15 protein-coding genes are annotated in these 19,773 nt (G+C 61.9%); 6 read left to right on the top strand and 9 right to left on the bottom strand.

What is annotated here, in order from left to right:
* Positions 1-33 precede the first annotated feature (33 nt).
* Both ACQK2L_RS20580 and ACQK2L_RS20575 read right to left on the bottom strand, forming a co-directional pair.
* Positions 34-1,434 carry a serine/threonine-protein kinase gene (locus ACQK2L_RS20580; RefSeq protein ID WP_425398926.1) on the bottom strand — a complete coding sequence of 467 codons (1,401 nt, stop codon included), beginning with the start codon at positions 1,432-1,434 and terminating at the stop codon, positions 34-36.
* Positions 1,435-1,587: 153 nt separating this feature from the next.
* Positions 1,588-2,256 carry an RluA family pseudouridine synthase gene (locus ACQK2L_RS20575; RefSeq protein ID WP_425398925.1) on the bottom strand — a complete coding sequence of 223 codons (669 nt, stop codon included), beginning with the start codon at positions 2,254-2,256 and terminating at the stop codon, positions 1,588-1,590.
* A gap of 61 nt (positions 2,257-2,317) precedes the next feature.
* On the opposite strand from ACQK2L_RS20575, the gene ACQK2L_RS20570 reads away from it, so the two are divergent.
* From ACQK2L_RS20570 to ACQK2L_RS20550, 5 genes are all read left to right on the top strand, one after another.
* Positions 2,318-2,953: a Maf family protein gene (locus ACQK2L_RS20570; protein WP_425398924.1), complete on the top strand. Its 636-nt coding sequence runs from the start codon at positions 2,318-2,320 to the stop codon at positions 2,951-2,953.
* A gap of 88 nt (positions 2,954-3,041) precedes the next feature.
* Positions 3,042-4,325: a formylglycine-generating enzyme family protein gene (locus ACQK2L_RS20565; RefSeq protein WP_425398923.1), complete on the top strand. Its 1,284-nt coding sequence runs from the start codon at positions 3,042-3,044 to the stop codon at positions 4,323-4,325.
* 137 nt (positions 4,326-4,462) lie between these two features.
* Positions 4,463-5,479 (top strand): Gfo/Idh/MocA family protein, encoded by a 1,017-nt coding sequence (locus ACQK2L_RS20560; protein WP_425398922.1) that lies wholly within the window; start codon positions 4,463-4,465, stop codon positions 5,477-5,479.
* A gap of 197 nt (positions 5,480-5,676) precedes the next feature.
* Entirely contained in the window at positions 5,677-7,728 is a 2,052-nt protein-coding gene (tkt, locus tag ACQK2L_RS20555) for a transketolase (protein ID WP_425398921.1), read from the top strand.
* A gap of 109 nt (positions 7,729-7,837) precedes the next feature.
* The gene (locus tag ACQK2L_RS20550) at positions 7,838-9,502 is read left to right on the top strand and encodes a hypothetical protein (RefSeq protein ID WP_425398920.1); all 1,665 of its coding nucleotides are present in this window, start codon (positions 7,838-7,840) and stop codon (positions 9,500-9,502) included.
* Positions 9,503-9,645: 143 nt separating this feature from the next.
* Here ACQK2L_RS20550 and ACQK2L_RS20545 read toward each other — a convergent pair whose 3' ends face one another.
* Genes ACQK2L_RS20545 through ACQK2L_RS20525 form a run of 5 tightly spaced genes read right to left on the bottom strand, consistent with a single transcriptional unit; the run spans position 9,646 to position 16,141 of the window.
* On the bottom strand, positions 9,646-10,923 hold the full coding sequence (locus ACQK2L_RS20545) for an amidohydrolase family protein (protein ID WP_425398919.1): 1,278 nt from the start codon (positions 10,921-10,923) through the stop codon (positions 9,646-9,648).
* A 28-nt stretch (positions 10,924-10,951) separates the two neighbouring features.
* A complete protein-coding gene (locus ACQK2L_RS20540) occupies positions 10,952-13,213 on the bottom strand; it encodes an ABC transporter permease subunit/CPBP intramembrane protease (protein ID WP_425398918.1) in 2,262 nt (753 codons plus the stop codon).
* Positions 13,210-14,121 (bottom strand): ABC transporter ATP-binding protein, encoded by a 912-nt coding sequence (locus ACQK2L_RS20535; protein ID WP_425398917.1) that lies wholly within the window; start codon positions 14,119-14,121, stop codon positions 13,210-13,212. The genes ACQK2L_RS20540 and ACQK2L_RS20535 overlap by 4 nt, the downstream gene beginning before the upstream one ends.
* A gap of 35 nt (positions 14,122-14,156) precedes the next feature.
* Positions 14,157-15,317 (bottom strand): cyclic dehypoxanthinyl futalosine synthase, encoded by a 1,161-nt coding sequence (mqnC, locus tag ACQK2L_RS20530; protein WP_425398916.1) that lies wholly within the window; start codon positions 15,315-15,317, stop codon positions 14,157-14,159.
* A gap of 5 nt (positions 15,318-15,322) precedes the next feature.
* Positions 15,323-16,141, bottom strand: coding sequence for a menaquinone biosynthetic enzyme MqnA/MqnD family protein (locus ACQK2L_RS20525; RefSeq protein WP_425398915.1), 819 nt, complete (start codon positions 16,139-16,141; stop codon positions 15,323-15,325).
* A 155-nt stretch (positions 16,142-16,296) separates the two neighbouring features.
* On the opposite strand from ACQK2L_RS20525, the gene ACQK2L_RS20520 reads away from it, so the two are divergent.
* Positions 16,297-17,097, top strand: coding sequence for a hypothetical protein (locus tag ACQK2L_RS20520; protein WP_425398914.1), 801 nt, complete (start codon positions 16,297-16,299; stop codon positions 17,095-17,097).
* Between the two features lie 8 nt (positions 17,098-17,105).
* Here the strand turns inward: ACQK2L_RS20520 and ACQK2L_RS20515 are convergent, their stop codons facing one another.
* Both ACQK2L_RS20515 and ACQK2L_RS20510 read right to left on the bottom strand, forming a co-directional pair.
* A complete protein-coding gene (locus ACQK2L_RS20515; RefSeq protein ID WP_425398913.1) occupies positions 17,106-18,923 on the bottom strand; it encodes a putative ABC transporter permease subunit in 1,818 nt (605 codons plus the stop codon).
* A complete protein-coding gene (locus ACQK2L_RS20510; protein WP_425398912.1) occupies positions 18,920-19,723 on the bottom strand; it encodes an ABC transporter ATP-binding protein in 804 nt (267 codons plus the stop codon). Before ACQK2L_RS20510 ends, ACQK2L_RS20515 begins: the two co-directional genes overlap by 4 nt.
* Between the last annotated feature and the right edge of the window lie 50 nt (positions 19,724-19,773).

The raw sequence follows: 19,773 nt of genomic DNA, 5'->3' as shown, positions 1-19,773 counted from the left end.
GTCAAACGAATTATCTTCGGCTTGACGAGATACCTAACCCCACATTTCCCACAGCCAGAAACCGACGATGGCAATGACGGCCGTGCTCGCGATCGCGATGCTGGCCAGCACCAGACGGTTCATGCCGCTGTCGGCTTCCAGTGAATCCGCTTCCGCAGTGGCAGGCGACACGTAGGCGGGCGTCTGTTGGGGTGTCGTTTCGTCGGTAGGGGAATGAATCGGCGTGGTGCCTTGCGAGCTGCTGCGGCCGTCGCTGTCGAGGTCCGCCAAGGGGTCATCGTCGAACGTGAGCGTATCTTGCAGATGCGGACTCTGCGCGGCTGATCGCTCCGAACGCGCTTCGCGCGGCTCCATCTGGATGGTCCGCACCGCCTGCGATACTTCGGCAATGGCCTCCTCCGTGGCGAACGCCTGCAGTCGCTGCGCGACCGCCGCGGCCGATGGGGGACGCTGCTTGGGATCCTTCGACATCATCTCTGCCACCAGTTGAATAAACTCCGGTGGCAGATCGGGCTGCAGTTGCTCGGGCGGCAGGGCCACTTCGTGCAGGTGCCGCTGCATTTTTTCGGCCGGGTTGCCACCAGGGAACGGCACTTTGCCGGTAACCGCGTAGTACAGCGTGCAGCCCATCGAATAGATGTCGCTCACCGGCACAATGACGCCAGGATCGCGGATGGTCTCGGGCGCCAGGTAGTCGGCGGTGCCCACGATCTTCAAACGGTCGCCCTGTTTGGCCGCGTGAATATCGGCTTCCAGGTACCACGCCAGGCCGAGATCGATCAGCTTGACGACCGCCTCGGGCGTGACCAGCAGGTTGCCCGGCTTGATGTCGCGATGCACCAAACCGCGGCGATGAGCGTGTTCGAGCCCCTCGGCCGCCTGCTGCATAATGAGCGCGGCCGCTTGATAGCTGACCGGCCCCAGCCGGCGGATCAGCTTACGCAGATCGGTGCCTGGCACGAATTCGGTGACAAAGTAGTAGATGTCGCCTTCGCGGTCGGCAAAGTGGACTCGAACCAAATTGGGATGATCGAGTTGGGCCTGAATGCGGATCTCGTGCCGAAACTTGTCGATCGTCTCGGCAGTGGTCTTGTGGCGCGGCAGCACCTTCACCGCTTCGATGCGCCCCAGGATCTCGTGCTCGGCCTTGAACACATGCCCCATGCCACCGCGTCCAATGGCGTCGACGATGCGATATGGCCCCAGCGAGAATTTGCTCCGCCCCAGCTTGAGCTGCTCCACCTGCCAAGGGTTGAGGAACTCGAGTTCCACCAGCCGCCGACCAATCGCGTCGTCGGAGACTTCGCTGATCGAAACGGTGTGCTCATCGCCCGCGTCGCACGCCGAAACGGTGGCCAAATGCAATTGCTCGGCGGTCACCAAGCCACTGGCTTGGGCCGTTTCGAGCAGGATCGATTTGGTCGTAGAAGACATGGGCGCGCAGGTGGGGAAAAGGTGCGAGATGCACTGTGCATAGTCTAATGCGGGAATCCCTGCTGCGCCAACTCAGTTAGCCGCACCGGTTCGGCGTAAACTGCCACACCATAGAGACTTACACGCTTCGAGGTATTACCCGAATGTTGCCGATTAGGGAAGCTGGACCGACGGCCAGTACGCTGGCAGCGGCGCAACCACCTCCAGCGGCGTTTTGCGCACCGGATGCTCGAGCGCTATTCGGTGGCTGTGTAAGGCGATGCCTTCAGGGAACGCGCGCGTGGAACCATACTTTCGGTCGCCCACGATGGCGTGTCCTATTTTTGCCAGCTGCACTCGGATCTGATGCTTCCTCCCGGTATCTAACTCCACACGCAACAGCGAGGTTTCGGCTTGCTCGCTCAACACCTCATAACGCAGCACCGCCCGCTGGGCGTCGGGCGCCGATGCGGACGTCGTGTGCATCTTGCGGTGGCGCTCGTCCTTGCGAAGGTAGTGCTCCAAAGTCGCTTGCGACTCGCTGGGGTGGCCCTCGACCAGCGCCAGGTAGCACTTCTCGACCGAACGGCTGCGGAACGACTCCGTTAGCCGGCGGGCCGCCTTGGAAGTGCGGGCGATGAGCAGCACTCCCGTGACCGGAGCGTCCAACCGGCTGACCACGCCCAAGTAGACGTTGCCCGGCTTGTTGTACTTGGTGCGGATGTACTCCTTGGCCACCGAGAGCATGGTAGGCCGATCGTCCCGCACGCCCATCGTGGCAATGCCGGCCGGTTTATTGACCACCAGAAGGTGGTTATCCTCGTACAAGACATCGAGCGACATACAATTTCAACGCTACTCAGGCGAACGAATCAACAATCCACTGAATTGTGACCTGTAACCTATGAGTACACCAAGCCCCGCCCCCGAACTGATCCTGGCGAGCACCTCGCCCCGCCGCCAGGAGCTGATGCGCGACGCTGGCTACACGTTTCGCGTGGTAGGTCCCGACCCCAACGCCGAGTGCGGCGCGTGCAGTTCCGGTGGGCCGGTGGAACTGGTGCGCGAGTACGCGGTTCGCAAGGCAACCGACGTGGCCCAGCAACTGATGCACAGCAACCGCGAGAACGACCTGTTGCTGCTGGCTGCCGATACGGTGGCCGAGTGCCAAGGCCAGATCCTCGGCAAACCCGCCAACGAAGACCACGCCCGGCAGATGCTCCAACTGATGCGGGGCAAACTCCACCGGGTGATTACGGGCCTGTGCCTGTGGCGTCTACCGGTGGAGGGAGAAGCCGACTCTCCGCTGGTCGAGGCGGTGGTTACCTCCCTGCGGATGGACGACATCGACGATGCAGCCATCGAAGAGTACCTGGAATCCGGCGGGTGGGAGGGCAAAGCAGGGGCCTTTGGCTATCAGGATCGGCTGGGCTGGATTCACATCCAGGAGGGGAGCGAGTCGAACGTGGTGGGCCTGCCGATGGAACGAGTGAAGGAGTTGCTGGCAGCCGCACAGGTGTTTACCTCGCCTGGCGGCTAGACGATAATAGGTGTCCCACCCCATGCGAGGTGAAAGTCGCGGCTCTCAGCCGCCAAGTCACCTCGCCCCCACCCCGCTGAGGTACCCAATGCGTCTAGCTGCCTGCTTACTAGCATCTTTGACATTCATCGGTTCCGCTGGCGCCAAGGACTCCGTATTGCCGCGCGGGGTGGTGAGCGAGAAGCCCGAGTCGGGTCCCGCGATCGAAGTAGAAGGGGGCTACATGGTTCCCTACACCGAGACCCTGCCGGGCACCGAAGTGAAGATCGAGATGGTGCCCGTGCCGGGCGGCGTGTTCACCTTTGGCAGCTCGCCCGATGACGAAGATCGCGGCGAGTACGAACTCGACGCGGTAAAGGTGGAGCTTCCTCCCTTCTGGATCGCCAAGCACGAGTTGACCTGGGAAGCATATTGGAAGTACATGAAGCTGAACGACGATTTCGTCAAACTGCAGTCCATCAAGAACCGCTTGACCAGCACCAACCCCAGCGAAGCGGCCGCCGCCAAGAACGCGGTCTCCAGCTCGCCGGCCATCGCAGCGGCCATCCAGCAGGATGCCACCTACGTGGACGGAGTGACCGCGCCGACGCCGTTGTACGATCCGGGCACCACGTATGAATTCGGCGAAGACCCGAAACTGCCTGCTGCCACGATGACTCCCTACGCGGCCAAGCAGTTCACCAAGTGGCTCGGCAAAACCACCGGCCAGGAGTACCGCCTGCCGACCGAAGCCGAGTGGGAATACGCCGCCCGAGCTGGCTCGACGACCGCGTACCCCGAGGGCGTGACGGCCGACAACCTGGGCGAGTACGCCTGGTTCGAAGACAGCTCCGACTGGAGCACGCACAACGTGGGCGAACTGAAGCCCAACGCCTGGGGACTGCACGACATGCTGGGCAACGTGGCGGAGTGGGTGATCGACGAGTTCAGCGAAGAAATCGAGCGTCCCGACGCCGACGTGCTCTCGTGGGACCAGGCGGTGAACTGGGCTAAGTCGAACGAAGCCCGCGTGTTGCGTGGTGGCTTTTACGACTCGGCGCCTGAGGATTGCCGGGTCACCTCTCGCTTCTACTCCGATGACGAGCTGTGGAAGTCGGGCGACCCGAACTCGCCGCTCAGCCCGTGGTGGTATACCGATTACCCCACCACCGGCGTCGGCATGCGAGTGGTTCGTTCGCTCAAGCCGCTGCCGCCAGAGACCCTCAAGCGGTTTTGGGACTTCGAGTCCGAAGCGACCCGCGAAGACGTCCAAAGCCGTATCGCTGGAGGCAAAGGGCGGGGCAAGCTGGGGCCGGCGAACCCCAATCTCACCAAAGCTCAGCAGGAACTCGAGAGCGACGCGGTCAAATCGTTGCTCGAGGGCGACCGCTAGCCTTGCCGAATTGTCGGAACCCGCTTCGGAAAGCCGATTCAATTCGGCTCACCCGTGGAGTATACTTCTCAGGACCACCGAAAGGATCGGACGTCGGTGGCAGACGGTATTCTTGTCGCCCAACGTGAGGATTGACGTTGAAACTTCGGCTCGGAGTGATCGGACTCGGCAACCATTGGGCTAGCCGGCACATGCCCGCCTTGCGTGCGCTGAGCGACCGCTTCGAGGTTCGCGCGGTCTGCGATCCGGTCTCCCACCGGGCACAGCAGCTCGCCACGCAACTCAGTGCTCGATCGGTCGACAGCTTCCGCGAGGTGGCCTTTGCCGAAGATGTCGACGCGGTGTTGCTGCTCTCGGCTCGCTGGTTCGGGTCGCTGCCAATCGTCGCCGCCTGCGAAGCGGGCAAGGCAGTTTACTGTGGGGCGTCGCTGGAACTGAATGCCCAGGAGGCGGCTGCACTTCGCGAGCAGGTCCGCGAGGCGGGCATTGCGTTCATGGCCGAGTTCCCGTGCCGGCTGGCACCTGCCACGCTCCGCCTGCAGGAACTCATGGCAACCAAGCTGGGGCCGCCGCGACTGCTGTTCTGCAATCACCGCCACACGGCCGACCAGCAGAACGGCAACCACGCGCTCAACGGCGCCTCGGGCGATGTGAACATGCCGCAGACCGTGGAGATGGTCGATTGGTGCCGCTACCTGGTGGGCACCGAGCCGCGATCGGTCATGGGCATGGCCAACCCCGGCAGCACCGGCGGTTCGGCCCAGGACTATCTGCTAATGCTGCTTGACTTCGAGAAGCCCGAAAACGCGCACAGCCGCCCGCAGGCTCAAATCGCCTGCGGCAGTTATGTCCGCCACACCTGGTCGGAGGCCACCGCGTTCCGCCGCCCCGCCGACCTGCAGGTGGTTTGCGAGCGAGGAATCGCCTTTGTCGACCTGCCCTCGTCGCTGGTGTGGTTCGACTCGGCAGGCCAGCACATGGAGTCGCTCGATTCGGAGCGGCCGGTGGGCGAGCAACTGCTGTTGCACTTCCACCGCCAGGTGGCCAGCCTACTGCTCAAATCAGCCAGCCTGGAAGACGCCTACCGCGCGATGTCGATCGTGATCGCCGCGCAGCAGAGCCACAAGGAAGGTCGCCGCATCGATTGCGGTTAGTCCGCTTTTGGGCAGTAACTACTCCAACTTTGCCGCCTCTGCGGCGATTCTAGAGTGCCATCCGGGGTCCACGAGATTGCAAAGCTGCGCCCCGAGAGTGCACCGCTTGGGGGCTTCGTTGACACTCTGCGTGCAGGGGCGATAGACTAGTCGCAAAACATATACAGGCCAACACTTAGCCCCGCTCTTAGTACCCAATGTCTACCGCTACGCAATCCATCGAACAACTCACCATCAACACGATTCGCACGCTGAGCATGGACGCCGTGCAGGCGGCCAACAGCGGCCATCCCGGTACGCCCATGGCCCTGGCTCCGATCGCTTACGAGGTGTGGGCCAACCACATGCGGTACGACCCGTCGGCCCCGCTGTGGCCCAATCGCGATCGCTACGTGTTGTCGTGCGGCCATGCATCGATGCTGCTGTACTCGATGATTCACCTGTCGGGCATTCAGGACATCGACCACGATGGCAACGTCGTCAACGCACCTTCGTTGCCGCTGGAGGAGCTAAAGCAGTTCCGGCAATTCGGCAGCCGCACGCCGGGGCACCCCGAAGTGAAGCACACCGCCGGCGTCGAAACCACCACTGGCCCCTTGGGCCAAGGCTGTGCGAATAGCGTCGGCATGGCGATGGCCCAGAAGTGGCTCGCCGCCCGGTACAACCAGCCCGGCTTCGACTTGTTCGACTACAACATCTACGTGCAGTGCAGTGACGGCGACCTGATGGAAGGCGTATGCTGCGAAGCGGCCTCGCTCGCCGGGCATTTGAAGCTCGACAACGTGTGTTGGATTTACGACGACAACAACATCACCATCGAAGGCGACACCAGCCTGGCCTTCAGCGAGGACGTCGCCACGCGGTTCGAGGGCCTGGGCTGGACGGTGCGGAGAGTGGACGACGCCAACGACCTCAAGGCGCTCGCGGCGGCGATCGAGAGCTTCAAGAAGACGACCGATTCGCCCACGCTGATCATCGTCAAGAGCGTGATCGGTTATGGTGCTCCCACCAAGGCCGGCACGCATGGCGCCCACGGCGCTCCGCTGGGCGACGAGGAAATCGCCGGCACTAAGAAGGCGTACGGCTGGCCCGAAGACGAGAAGTTCCTGGTGCCCGACGGAGTGATGGAGCACTTCGCCGCGACTATGGGCGAGCGGGGCAGCGAGGCCCACGAGAAGTGGAATACGCTGTTCGGCCAATACGCCGAAAAGCACTCCGATCTGGCCAACGAGCTGAAATGCATCTGGAGCGGCGACCTGCCGGACGGCTGGGACAAGGACCTGCCGGTGTACGAAGCCGATGCCAAGGGACTGGCGACCCGTAAGTCGTCGGGCGAGGCGCTCAACGCCCTGGCCAAGAACCTGCCTTGGATGATCGGCGGCTCGGCCGACCTCGCTCCTTCGAACCTGACGGACATCAAGGGCGAGCAGGACTTCGAGGCCGAGAACTACGGCGGTCGCAACCTGCACTTCGGTATCCGCGAACACGCCATGGCGGCGGCCGGCAACGGCATGTCGTTGGCCGGTTTGAGAGCCTACGTGGCCACGTTCTTCGTGTTCAGCGATTACCTGCGGCCGTCGATGCGACTCAGTTCGATCATGAAGCTGCCACTGGTGTACGTGTTCACGCACGACTCCATCGGCGTGGGCGAGGACGGACCGACCCACCAGCCGGTTGAACAACTGGCCGCCGCCCGAGCCATCCCGCACCTGATCGTGCTCCGTCCAGGCGACGCCAACGAATGCGTGCAGGCGTGGAAGACCGCCATTTCGCAGACCGAGCATCCCGCCGCGCTGGTACTTACACGACAGAATCTGCCGACGCTATGCCGCGATAAGTTTGCCTCGGCCGAGGGCGTTACCAAGGGAGCCTACGTGCTGGCCGATGCGGCGGGTGGCAAGCCGGACCTCATCCTACTGGCCAGTGGAAGCGAGTTGTCGCTGGCCGTGGAGGCTTACGAGAAACTCACCGCCGACGGCGTCGCCGTGCGGGTGGTAAGCATGCCTTCGATGGAACTGTTCGAAGCCCAGGACGCGGAGTATCGCGAAAGTGTCCTGCCGGCTGCGGTTACCAAGCGGGTTGCCATCGAGGCCGGTATCCGCCAGGGCTGGGACCGTTATCTCGGAACGACGGGCACATTTATCGGAATGGACGATTTTGGTGCCTCCGCCCCATTCCAGGCAGTTTACGAAGATCGGGGCATTACCGCTGCGGCCCTCGTCGCTGCGGCAAAGATCGCGCTGGCCTGATTGGCGACGATCGCGCAAGATGGAAGGGGGCTCAGATAGCACTGCCGACAGCGGCGCTATCCGTGGAGCCAGGTGCAAGCGCAAACTTCTGCCTCGAAGGACCCCAACCATGCTCGGGCGTTGGAACACTGCAGCCCTCGGCTGCTTGGTCGCCTGTTTGTCGATCTGCCTACCCGCGTCGGCCGAAACGGTGCTGCACACGTTGCCTCGCAACACAGTGGTGGCGGTGCGCGTCTCGCAGCTCGATCACCTGGACCACCTGGTCCAACCGCTGGCAGCCACGTTTGGCATTGATATGCCGGCCGTGGGCGACATCGCCGCCGATCTCGAAGGAGTGGACATGGGCGGAGACGTCGCGGTGGGTTTGCTGCGGCTCGGCACCCGCAACTACACGCCATTCGTCTTACTGCCGGTCAACGACTACAAGGCCTTTGTGCAGGCAGGCGATGGCGATGCGGGGCTCGTGTACACACCGCTCACGATAGCCGGCGAGGAACTGATCGGCTCGCAGCGTGGAAAGTGGGCGCTGATCATCAATCCCATTGAAGACGTCAACGACCTCGGCCGGCTCGACGAGAAATTTGCCAGCAAGATCACCGACGCGGTGAACGAGGAAACTCTCGTCACCATTGCGGTGCCACCGCAGGGAGTGAGCGAACTGCGCAGAATCGCCAGTTCCCGGTCCGAAGCTCCCTACCGCGTGGCGAGCCGACGACGCATGCTCGCCAATCGCAAGATGAACTGGACTAGCATCAGCGATTGGGAAGAGCGGCTAACGCTCTATCGCGCGCCGATTATTCACCTCTGCAAGAGCTGCGACACCATGGTGCTGTCGGCCGATGTCGGTGAGCAGCAGAGCATCGACCTCGAGCTTCACCTCCTATCCGAAAAGCCACCCACGATTGCCGACACCCAAATAACCCTGCCAGCAGTGGAAGTCGATGGTCAGCGTCACTTTGCCATTGCCGAAGGACCTTGGAATTCGCCCTGGGTCGAAACGGCGGTGAAGATGTACGTCGATCACGCTTCGACCGGATCGGACGCCGTGGGAATCACTTACTTCTCGACCGCGGAGTTCAACAGCCTGCGCAAGACGGTTATGAAGGCAAGCGGCATGATCCAGAGCATGCGAGCGTTGGCGATCACGCCGGAAAAGGACGCACCATCGATGTCCAACTCCGCCTTGCTGCTGGAAGTGACCAACTCTGAAGAGTTTCTCAGTGTCGTGGATGGCGCGATGACCGAATGGAACGAACTGGTCAACAAGTCGCGGCGAAACATCGACTTCGTATTCGAGAGCAAGCCGCTGGTCGTGGGTGACCACAGCGGTAAACGATACTCGATCGATCTACCGAGCGCGTTTCGTGAAGAGGACGTTCCCGAAGTGCGGCAGGTGATGGACAAAATGTACGGCCGCAACGGTTTGATGGTGGCCGACGTGCTACCGGTAGACAAGACGCACGTGCTGATCAGCGATCTGCCCGACGCGTTGCGCGATGGCCTGCTGAAGGAGGCCACCGACGCCCAAACTCAGCCGGTCGACAACCCCGCGGGCTGGACGTTAGTGCTCGACCCAGCGGCCATTCAAGATTGGAACAACCTGGTTCAACGGCACGTCAACGGCGAAAACACCGTCGGCTGGAAGCCGAAGCCATTGGAGTGCGAAAGCAACGTGGTGATCGAAGTCACGACGCAAAGCCCCACGCTCACAATTCGCAGCACGATCCCCGGCGACGTGGTACAAGCGCTCGGCAAGCTCGTGCGAAGCGAATAGTCCGCTAGACCTTTTCAACTTGAGCGCGCTGCGAATGCACAGGTGCTATGTCAAACGAGTCTTCACGGATAGTGATGTCTACAAGCGTTTGAATTATCGCAGCGCTCTCTGATCACTATCCGAAAGTTCGGTTTGGCCAAATATCAGCAGCCGTTGTCGACCACTTCGCCGCCTAGCCACGTTTGGCAAGGTGGACTCGTGTCGCCAAACACGGCCGCCAGGATGTCGGCGTGCGAATCCGGAATGCCATCGGGAATCGGCACGGCAGTCATGTCGGCGTAGCGGCCAGCAGACAACGCTCCCACCAAATGGCCGAGTCCCATGGCGTGGGCCGCGGCCAGCGTGCCCATCTCCAGGATCACCTCGGCCGGCACCCGCGGATGGCGAGCGGCCGCGATCCGCATCTCGTTCAAGATGCTAAGATCGGGGTTCGACGCCAGGCTGTCGGTTCCCAGAGCCACGCGAACGCCTAGCGACAACGCGACTTCCAGTGGATACGGATCGTGCTGGAAGAAATTGTGCGTGCGGGGGCAATACACCAGCGACATCGAGTCGCGGTGGCGGGCCAGGAACGCGAGTTCCTTCCGCTCCAGGTAGTTGCCATGAATCACCAGGGCTTTGCTAGCGCGAGTGAGGATTCGCAGGTAGTCCAGCGGCACCGAACCGCGGGGCACTGCCCACGGGTCCCACATGCTGCGCTCTTCGAGGATCTCCTGAAAGCCTCCGGCGCCGGTCGTCAGGAAGTCGAGTTCTTCCTTCGACTCGGCCAAGTGGAACGCCACGGGCATTTCCCACTCGGCGGCTGTGTTTACCAGGTTGCGGAGCAACGGAGGCGAAACCGTGTACGGGGCGTGCGGCGCGACGCCCTCCATCGGCATGCCTTCGAGTTCCGGCGCGCCGTCGGCTTTGGATCGCTTGAGCTTCTTCACCAGTCCCGAATGCGCCGAAGGGGCGCGGGCTTGGGAGAAGCCGATCACCTCATGGAAACGCAGCGAGCGCGGCCCGCACTCGTTGCTGGGCAATTCCATCGGGTCGTAAGTGGCGATGTCGCCCAGCGTGGTCACGCCCTGGCGGATGGATTGCGACGCGCCGGTGGCTACCGCGCTGAGTTTCTTCTTGGGCGTGGTTCGCTCGTTGACCACCATCCGCACCCAGTCGGACATCGGCGTGCCGGGCTTGCCCAGACGCTTCTTGCGATCGGACAGGTCGAGGTGCGTGTGGGCGTTCACCATGCCTGGGAACAGCGCCACGTCGCCCAAATCGGTGAGCGGCACGCCGGTGGGCGGCTTGGTGCCCACTTGCTTGACCTTGCCCCCTTCGATGTGCACAACGCCATCGAAGATGGGCGGAGCTGCAACGGGGAAAACAACACGAGCACGGACCGCTGTAGACGTGCTCTCAATTACAGAGTGACGGATCATGTACGCTTCTGGCCTTTGGAAACGGGCTTCACGGCCGCGTCTGTTTGGCAGGCGCAGCGCTGGGCAGGGGCGAACTGGCATCATCCTTCAAGCCGTACGTCTCCGCCGAGCGGTACATCGTGGGTCCGACTTGCCAAAGGAGAGCAATCGCCGCCAACCCGCTGAGGATCACCACCGGAGTGGTGAACCCGAGGCCTACCACAGGAGTGGGCGAATCGCGGAAAACCGCGTCTGCCCAGGGCTGGGCCTCCAGGTAGTCGGCGAATCTCGTTCGCAACAACTGCAATCCGTTGTAACTCATATGAAACGCGACACAAGGCGTAATTTGGCGGGATTTTACCGCAATATACCCAATCACCAGCCCCAGCAATGTGGCGGAAATCGTTTGCTGCAAAGCACTTGCGTGTGCCAAACCAAAGAAAACAGCGGATACCACTACGGCCCAATGCGGGCGAAGTCGCGAAAGGAGACCCGATAGTACAAACCCCCGAAACGCCATTTCTTCGCAAATCGCCGGCAATACGGCCAGCAGCAGCAGGACATACGGCAGCGAGATCTCAGGCCCATCGTTGGCACCCGCCATCTGCTCGGCCATCTCCACGAACCCCGCAGGTAGCGGAAACACCTGCACGATCCCCTCCATTAGGGTCGTTCCTACGGGATGCAAACAGATGGCCAATAGCACCCCAAGCACCACCTCGCGCCACGGCACCCGGCGGTCGAGCAGGAACGTCCTTCGGAACGAGCGCACCGTGAGCTTCGCCACCACGAGCGTCGGCAGCAAGATGCAACCCAGTTGGCTCATGAGGATGAGCTTGGTGAATGCCCCCGGCTGCGAGAGGTCTGGCGGCATCGACTGCATGACAAACTGCGCCAGGAAGATCAGCGCGATCAGTAGCGCGGCCGCCGCCAATGTGGGAGTTGGCGGGCGGTGGGCGTAGGCGTAGCGGGCCCAGGTCATCAGGTCGAAGTTTTCCGTGTCGCGGAACAGCACCGACTCCTGATTGAACTGACTAACGGCCCACCGCACGGCCACCGCGCAGCAGCCCAACGTCACCAGAACCACCGGCACCAGGTACGTGGCGGCCATCGCCAACTTGCTTTCCATCGCGGCCTGGATCAACAACACCATGCCGCTGATCGGCACCAGGCTCGTGGAGAGATTCAGCTCGATGCCCGGCATCAATGGCAGTGCCATCAGTGGCATGCAAACCAGGAACAGCGGCATCAGGTAGTACTGCCCCTCCTTGGTACTCCGCGCCAGCGACGCCAATGCCAGGCTCAACGCGCTGAACAATAGCGACATCGGCAGCAACGCGAGCAACAGCCAGCCGATGGCTGCCAGTGGCGGAGCCGAAAGCGGCTGCTGCCCGGCCGGACTCATGGCGTTGAGCTGCTTGAGGATCAACTGCCCTGTGATCGCCATACTGGCCAAGTTGCACAAGGCGCTGCCGATACTGAACGTGATCACAGTCAGCAGTTTGCCGCCGACGATCTCGCTGCGTTGCGCCGGGCTGGTGAGCAGGGTTTCGAGCGTGCCTCGTTCCTTCTCTCCCGCGCACAAGTCGACCGCCGGATAGAACGCACCGGTCAGGGCGCAGATGAACACAATGAACGGCAGCAGCTTCGACCAGAAAGCCATCTGCCCTTGGTCCGCCGGCGAGATGTTCTGGGCTTCGACACTGAACGGCCGCGTAATCTCGATCGGAATACGGCCCGCAATCAGGTTGTTGCGTACGATCTTCGACTGCCAACGGTCGAGCAACCCCTGCACTCGCGTGTAGGCGAGCTGCGACTCGTCGCGAGCGTCGTAGAACACCACCGGATTGGGCGGATCCGGCAATGCTTGGTCTTCATCCCCGCGGGCCTCGCTGCGCATCGCGTGGCGAAGCTTCTCCAGTCGCTCGGCGAAGCCGGACGGGAAGTAGACCACCAGATCGGTCTGCTCCTGGTTCATCCGCTGTTTTTGTACTTCCAGATTCTCCGCCGAGTCGGCAAATGTCTCTACTTCGATGGTGTCGATCATCCCCGGCTGTCGGAACAACTCCTCTTCGAATCGCTTGCCGTCTAGCAGCGGCGGCACGTTCTCCAAATCGGCCAGTTGTTCGTAGCCCACCACCGCGATGGTCGCCTTATTTTGGCGGACGAATTGGCTCAGGCGGCTGAAGGCAATGCCCATCATCGGGTAGATCAGCAGCGGCAGCACGCCGATGACAAACAGCGTGCGGCGGTCGCGCAGTTGGTCGCGCATCTCCCGCCGCCAGACTAGTTTGATGTTGTCCCAATTCACCTCGCGACCTCCATTCCGCTAGCTTCCGCTTCTTCGGTCAGCCGCTTCTCCTCCCGCCCAATCATGTCGAGGAACACGTCTTCGAAGTCCTCGCCCTCGTACTCGGCGTGCAGCTCTTCGAGGGAGCCTTCGGCCAGAATCCGGCCCCGATACATGATGGCGATGCGGGTACAGAGTCGTTCGACCTCGCGCATGATGTGCGACGAGAAGATGATGCACTTGCCCTGGTCGCGGAGCCCGCGGACCGTATCGAGCAGCGAACGGGCGACCAGCACGTCGAGGCCATTGGTGGCTTCGTCGAAAATCAGCACCGGTGGGTCGTGTACCATCGCCCGGGCGATGGCGACCTTCTGCTTCATGCCGGTCGACATTTTGCCGCCCAGCACATCGCGAATCTCGTTCATCGCCAGCCGCTCGAACAGATGTTCCATCCGCTCTCGCAGCAATTGCGGCTCAATGTGGTGCAGCTGGCCGAAGTACTCCACCATCTCCCAGGCGGTCATGCGATCGTAGATCGATGCGCTGGCCGAGATGTAGCCAATCTGGTGCCGCACCAGTTCGGGCTGCGTTTCGCAGTCGAAGCCGTTAATCCGCGCCACGCCAGCCGTTGGCTTGAGCAGCGTGGCCAGGATCCGCAGGGCAGTGGTCTTGCCCGCGCCGTTGGGGCCAAGCAGTCCGAATACCTCGCCGGCCTCGGCTTGGAACGACAGATCGTCCACGGCCACACGCGGACCGAGCTTCAGGTCGTCGTATACCTTGGCGAGGCCGATGGCTTCGATCATGGGAGCAGCAAACGTGGGTTGAAAATCGAAGCAGGAAACCGCCAGTCGAACCGCAGCAACCACACCGTGGCGATAGCCACAGCTCAACGCGGGCGGCAGCGTCGGGGCGGCCTTTCGTCCTATCACAAGCGGGGCGCCGGGAACACTGCCCCTGGGTCAACTTACCTTACAATCGGCAGGTCGGTCGAACCAATTGTGCCGGTTGGAATGATCGACTCGATTTCGTCGTCCACCAATTCGTAGAACACGTTTCTTTGGCGCGGCTGGTAGCCGAGTTCCGTGATGGCGCTACGGATATCGTCAAGCGTGAGGAAATGCACGGTGCCCGCCTGGGCCACGACGTTTTCCTCGATCATCAGGCTGCCCATGTCGTTCGCACCGTACAGCAGGGCGAGCTGGCCGATTTCCAGGCCCTGCGTCACCCAGCTCGATTGGATGTTGGCAAAGTTGTCCAAATACAGCCGGCTTACCGCAGTGGTGCGGAGGTAGTCGAACGACCCCACGGTCGGCGTGTCGGCCATGTCGGTATTGTCAGGCTGGAAGGTCCAGCAGATGTAGGCGGTGAACCCGGCGGTTTCGTCCTGCAACTGGCGGAGCCGCTCCAGGTGCTCGATCCGCTCGGCCAGGGTTTCCACGTGGCCAAACATCATCGTCGCGGTGCTGCGGCCGCCCATGCGGTGCCACACGCGGTTCACGTCCAGCCAGTCGTCGGTCAGCACCTTGCCGCGAGTGATCGCCTTGCGAACCCGGTCGACCAGAATTTCCGCCCCTCCGCCAGGCAGGCTGCCGAGTCCCGCATCGCGCAGGCGCGTGAGAACGGTTTCGGTATCGAGCTTCGCCATCTTGGTGAAATGGTAAATCTCCGGCGGGCTGAACCCGTGGATGTTCACCTGAGGGAACCGCTCCTTGATCGTCCGCAGCATGTCTTCGTACCACTCGAGCGGCAACTCATGATGCAAACCACCCTGCAGCAGAATCTGTTCGCCACCGATCGCGACGGTCTCTTCGACCTTGGCAAGAATCTCCTCGAACGACAGCACGTAGCCTTCGGACGACTTGGGACCGCGATAGAACGCGCAAAAGTCGCACACCGCGGTGCAAACATTGCTGTAGTTGATGTTGCGATCGATGTTATAGGTGCGGTAAGGCTCGGGGTGCAGCCGGCGAGTCACCGCGTCCGCGGCGCGGCCTAGCGCGGCCAGGTCGCTGCACTCCAGCAACTGCACACCTTCGTCGAACGAAAGCCGCTCGCCGGCGATCGCCTTCTCCATGATGTCGTAGTCAGAACGGCTGGCTGGTGTGTCAGTGGGCTGAGCAATCATCGTAGTTAGCTGGAATGTTCAAGGGAGGAACGGGAAGCTTCCACCAGGCCGAGTTCCCGGCAATGCTTGGCGAACAACTCAACGCCCAGCTGTTCGCGTTTCGCGAGGGTGAAGTGCAGGTAGCGCGTCAGGTAGTCGCGCACCAATGCAGGTTCGAGTCCGAGGTTCGCCGCTTCGGCAGCGACGATCGACTCGATGGCCGCGACGCCTCGGTCGCGCACCGAATCGAACACGTCGGCAAGCTGCGAAGCATGCACGGGTAGGTCGGGCCGGGCGACCCAGGCGGCGAATACGAATGGCAACTCGGTCCAGCGGCACCAGCGATCGCCCAAATCCCAGACTTCGGCGAACTGGTCGTCGGACGTCTGCATCGCCCGATCGCCGATCAGCAGCACCGCGTCCGCCTCGACGTCGTCGATCGAATCGCCAATCGGCAACTGCACCAGTTGGGGGCGAACGTCGTGCAACTGGGCGAGCAGAATCTGAGCCAATGCGGCGCTAGTGCGGGAGCCTTCGTCGAGCGCCAGCCGCTGGACCTCCTCGGGCGGGGTGCGGAAGTAGAGTTTCACACTCAGCACCGGCCCCCAGCAGGCGACGCAGGCCGACGACAGCAGTTGGTACTCCGGGTGCCGCAGGTACTCGACAATCGGCACCAGGGCCACATCCAGTCGCCCCGCCGACAGGTCGTCGGCCAACCGGCTGGGCAGGTCGAAGCGTACTTGCGCACCCTCGAGAGCCGTCAGACCATGCACCAGCGGCTTGGAATTCAGGTACGAAACGGCCCCAATCCGTAGGGCTTCGCGGCTGGTCGATACAAGGTCCATATCGGAAGTATAGCCGGCTGGGCGCGACTCGTCAGCGGCGGTCACGTCCCGCGAAGGGGCGATGCTCGAAAAACGCCGATTGGCGGCAACACGGCAGGTGAAATCTGTGCAACAATGGCCACGCCTCTGTGATCGACACCAGTGGGGAGATTTCGATGCGACAAACGGCTTGTTGGACCGCCATACTACTTCTGACCGCCACGGCTGCCGCGAAGGAGCCGTCCGCAGAACTCCTGCGGCGGATCGACGCCCCCGAGGCAGTGCAGGCGGTGGCCGTGGACGAGGAGGCCGTTTACGCGGTGGCCAACAGCGCCATTGGCAAGTACGACAAGCAATCAGGCGAGAAGATCGGCAGTTGGCGGGCAACGGACGAGGCACCGCTCAAACACCTGAATTCCGGCGTGGTGATCGACGGCAAACTGTACTGCGCCAACTCGAACTTCCCCAAGTACCCGAACACCAGTTCGGTGGAGATCTTCGACGCCGAAACGCTCGAGCACGTTGGCAACCACAGTTTCGGCATCTACGAGGGTTCGCTCACTGTAGTCGATCGGCACGACGACGCTTGGTGGTGCGTGTTCGCCCACTACTCGAAGAAAGTGAACGACGACCCACTAGCCAAGCCGCACGGGTACACGTCGCTGGTGAAGTTCGATAGCCAGTGGCGACGCGTGGCCGGTTGGGTGTTTCCCCAACAGGTGCTCGACCGCTTTGCGCCGCACAGTTGCTCGGGCGGAACTTGGGGCGTCGATGGCAAGTTCTACTGCACGGGACACGACCGTGGTGAGATCTATCAACTGACACTGCCCAAAGCGGGCAGCGAGTTGCGCTTGCTCAAGACTTTTGAGTTGCCGATTACCGGGCAGGGGATCGCGATCGACCGCACACAGCCGGGCATCGTGTATGGCATCGATCGTCCGAAGCGGCAAGTACTGGAGTGCCGCCTCGAAGAGTGAGCCGAGAGTCAGCTTAGCTCCAACCGCCGGAACGCCCGCAGGCCCATGGTCAGCGGTACCACGGTAGCCACGGCGGCGATCACCACCGCAGCGATGGTTCCGTACAGCAGCCAATGCCGCCACTGGTCGGGGTGCATGAAGGTCTCGCTCAGTTTGCCTCGACCTGCAATCAGATAGAAGTGGCAGGGCAGGGCAGTGCACACTACGATCAGGATGATGTACAATGCGCTGAGCACCAGGTTGAGCGTGCCGCCGAAGCCAGCCGCGATCTTCGAGGGCGATGACTCGCGGAAGTCGGGCATGATGGCGCCCAGGCCCACGGCGATCGACGCCAAGCCCACGCACAACAATAAGCACGTAAACTGGTGCACGCCGACCACCAACAGGTCGATGCGGAGCATCAAGTCGCTGGCCAGGATGAGCGCCGCGCAGGGCAACCACGACCCCAGCGAAGCAAACACGAACTTGCTCCACAGAATCGTCTCGCGCGGCAGCGGCAGCAGGCCAAGCACCCAGAATCGCTGCCCTTCGAGGCTGATCATGGGGAAGATAAATCGCGTGGTGAATGTCGAAAGGATGAGCCCCACAACCGCCAGGTTCAGGAAGCTCACCATGTTCACCCAGGTGATGTTCCCCAGGTCGTTGCCTTGCGAACGGAAGCGATCGAGGTTCAAGAAGTACAGGCCAAGTAGCCCGAAGAAGATCAAGAACTGCGACCACTGCACCGGATCGCGGCGCAACAGCCGCCAATCTTTAACCAGCAGCAGTTTCACTGGTTTGGGGAAGCTGAACAGCATCTTCTCGAGCACGCGGTCAAACCATGCGACGCGAATCTTCCGCTTCTGACGCGGCGCGCACTCGATGGTGCTATACGCCTCGCGGAGCCAGGCCTTGCCGGCGTGCACGACCAATAAGTGGCAGATCAATGCATTCATGATCAGCACGGCCAGGTACATGCAGCTCTGCACGATGGGCAGGTCGAAACCGGTGGTCTCGGCGGTGGGTGGCAACGTCCGACCCGCTTCGAGCAACCCGTTACTCAACCAAGAGCTGGGCAGCCATTCCTGCTGCGTGAATTGGAACCGCCGCAGCGTCTGCTGGAACCACTCGTTTCCGAACAGCTCGATCTGTGGACCGTTGACCGTGGCCCAGATCGCGCGGCCCGCCACGACCACCGAAGCCATTGCCACCGACGCAACGATCGCCAGTTTGAGCTTCGGAAACTTGCTGACCAGCAGCAAGCACAACACCGCGCCCAAGCTACAGGGAATGTAGACGAACGAGACGATCATCGGCACCATCAGCGCGTAATAGTACCACGGCGCGTGGACCACGATTCCGTAGGCGAGCATCATGGGACTCGAAAGCAGAAAGAATCCCCAACAGCTGTAGGCTAGCGCCTCCTGAAACTTGTGCAGTACGATGCGCTCGTCCCGCGCTGGCGTGGTCAGCAGCAGCCGGCACTCGGGCGAGCGAAACAGCGTGCCGTACAGGATGATGCCGGACGAGAACACCAGCATCAGGTTCAGCGACGCGAAGAACAGGTGGAACACCAGTTTGAAGGTCTGCGCGTGATACGGATCGCCCGCTCCGCCAACGTGGTGCTTGACGAAATAAAAGCCCTGGTGGAAGAGCACAAACAATCCGCTCCAGAACAACAGGCTCAGCGCTACGATCAGCGTCGTACGGAGCCGGGCGCTGCGGTACAGTTGGTTCAAGTGGGCCCGCACCACACGCAGCCGCATCCGCCAGAACAGTTGTGCCTCGGCCTCATCGGACACGTCGCGCCGATTCATGGCAATTGAGGTGGAATTGGTCGAACTCATGGCGACTTCGCATCCTCTTGGGCGGTCGGTTGCGTGTCGTCGGACGTTTCCGATTCCGTCGGGTGACCGTTATCGCTCATCAGGTGCAGGTACAACGACTCCAGCGACTCATGGCTGTCGGGATGCTCTTTACGCAGTTGGTCGACCGTGCCAGTAAATAGCAGCTTGCTTTGCCGCATCACGCCGATTCGATCGGCGATTTCCTCGGCCGCCGCGAGCGTGTGGGTCGACATGAACACGCATAGTCCCTGGCTCACTTCCTCCCGCAACAAGTCCTTCACCAGGCGGATGCTCTGTGGGTCGAGGCCCACCATCGGCTCGTCGACCACCAGCACCTGCGGGTTGTGGAGCATGGCCGCGGCAAACACGGTCCGCTGCTTCATGCCGTGCGAGTAGCTCTCGCACAGGTCGTCCACAAAACTCTCTAACCCAAACCGTTCGACCTCGCGATCGATCAATACCTTCGCTTGGCGCGCATCGTAGCCGTACATGCCAGCGATGAATTCGAGAAACTCCCGCCCGGAGAGTTTGTCGTACAAATAGGGCTGGTCGGGTACGTAGCCCAGGATGCTGACGGCCTCGCGAGTGGCCTCGACAATGTCGTATCCGCCGACCATCACGGTTCCGACCTGCGGACGCAGCAATCCGACCAGCATCTTGATGGTGGTGGTCTTGCCAGCGCCGTTGTGCCCCAGCAGGGCGAACAGCTCGCCGGGCATCAGCTCGAGATTCAGATTATCGACTGCCCGCTTCGCACCGTAGTCGCGTCCGACAGCTTTAAACTCGACAATAGCGGCCATCAAGCGGACACAAGGGAACAAGCACGGGAAAGCTGGACGACTAGCGGGGG

The organism is Aeoliella sp. (genome assembly GCF_965227375.1).
In the GTDB taxonomy this organism is placed as follows: domain Bacteria; phylum Planctomycetota; class Planctomycetia; order Pirellulales; family Lacipirellulaceae; genus Aeoliella.
The sequence above is the reverse complement of the archived record's forward strand: the minus strand, read 5'-3'. Positions and strand labels throughout refer to the sequence as shown.

Bases quoted from the DNA above. Each gene is read 5' to 3' on its own strand.
- ACQK2L_RS20520 (WP_425398914.1), top strand. From the start codon at position 16,297: ATGCGACAAACGGCTTGTTGGACCGCCATACTACTTCTGACCGCCACG.
- mqnC (WP_425398916.1), bottom strand. From the start codon at position 15,317: ATGATTGCTCAGCCCACTGACACACCAGCCAGCCGTTCTGACTACGAC.
- ACQK2L_RS20545 (WP_425398919.1), bottom strand. From the start codon at position 10,923: ATGATCCGTCACTCTGTAATTGAGAGCACGTCTACAGCGGTCCGTGCT.
- tkt (WP_425398921.1), top strand. From the start codon at position 5,677: ATGTCTACCGCTACGCAATCCATCGAACAACTCACCATCAACACGATT.
- ACQK2L_RS20515 (WP_425398913.1), bottom strand. From the start codon at position 18,923: ATGAGTTCGACCAATTCCACCTCAATTGCCATGAATCGGCGCGACGTG.
- ACQK2L_RS20510 (WP_425398912.1), bottom strand. From the start codon at position 19,723: ATGGCCGCTATTGTCGAGTTTAAAGCTGTCGGACGCGACTACGGTGCG.
- ACQK2L_RS20550 (WP_425398920.1), top strand. From the start codon at position 7,838: ATGCTCGGGCGTTGGAACACTGCAGCCCTCGGCTGCTTGGTCGCCTGT.
- ACQK2L_RS20580 (WP_425398926.1), bottom strand. From the start codon at position 1,434: ATGTCTTCTACGACCAAATCGATCCTGCTCGAAACGGCCCAAGCCAGT.
- ACQK2L_RS20570 (WP_425398924.1), top strand. From the start codon at position 2,318: ATGAGTACACCAAGCCCCGCCCCCGAACTGATCCTGGCGAGCACCTCG.
- ACQK2L_RS20525 (WP_425398915.1), bottom strand. From the start codon at position 16,141: ATGGACCTTGTATCGACCAGCCGCGAAGCCCTACGGATTGGGGCCGTT.
- ACQK2L_RS20575 (WP_425398925.1), bottom strand. From the start codon at position 2,256: ATGTCGCTCGATGTCTTGTACGAGGATAACCACCTTCTGGTGGTCAAT.
- ACQK2L_RS20565 (WP_425398923.1), top strand. From the start codon at position 3,042: ATGCGTCTAGCTGCCTGCTTACTAGCATCTTTGACATTCATCGGTTCC.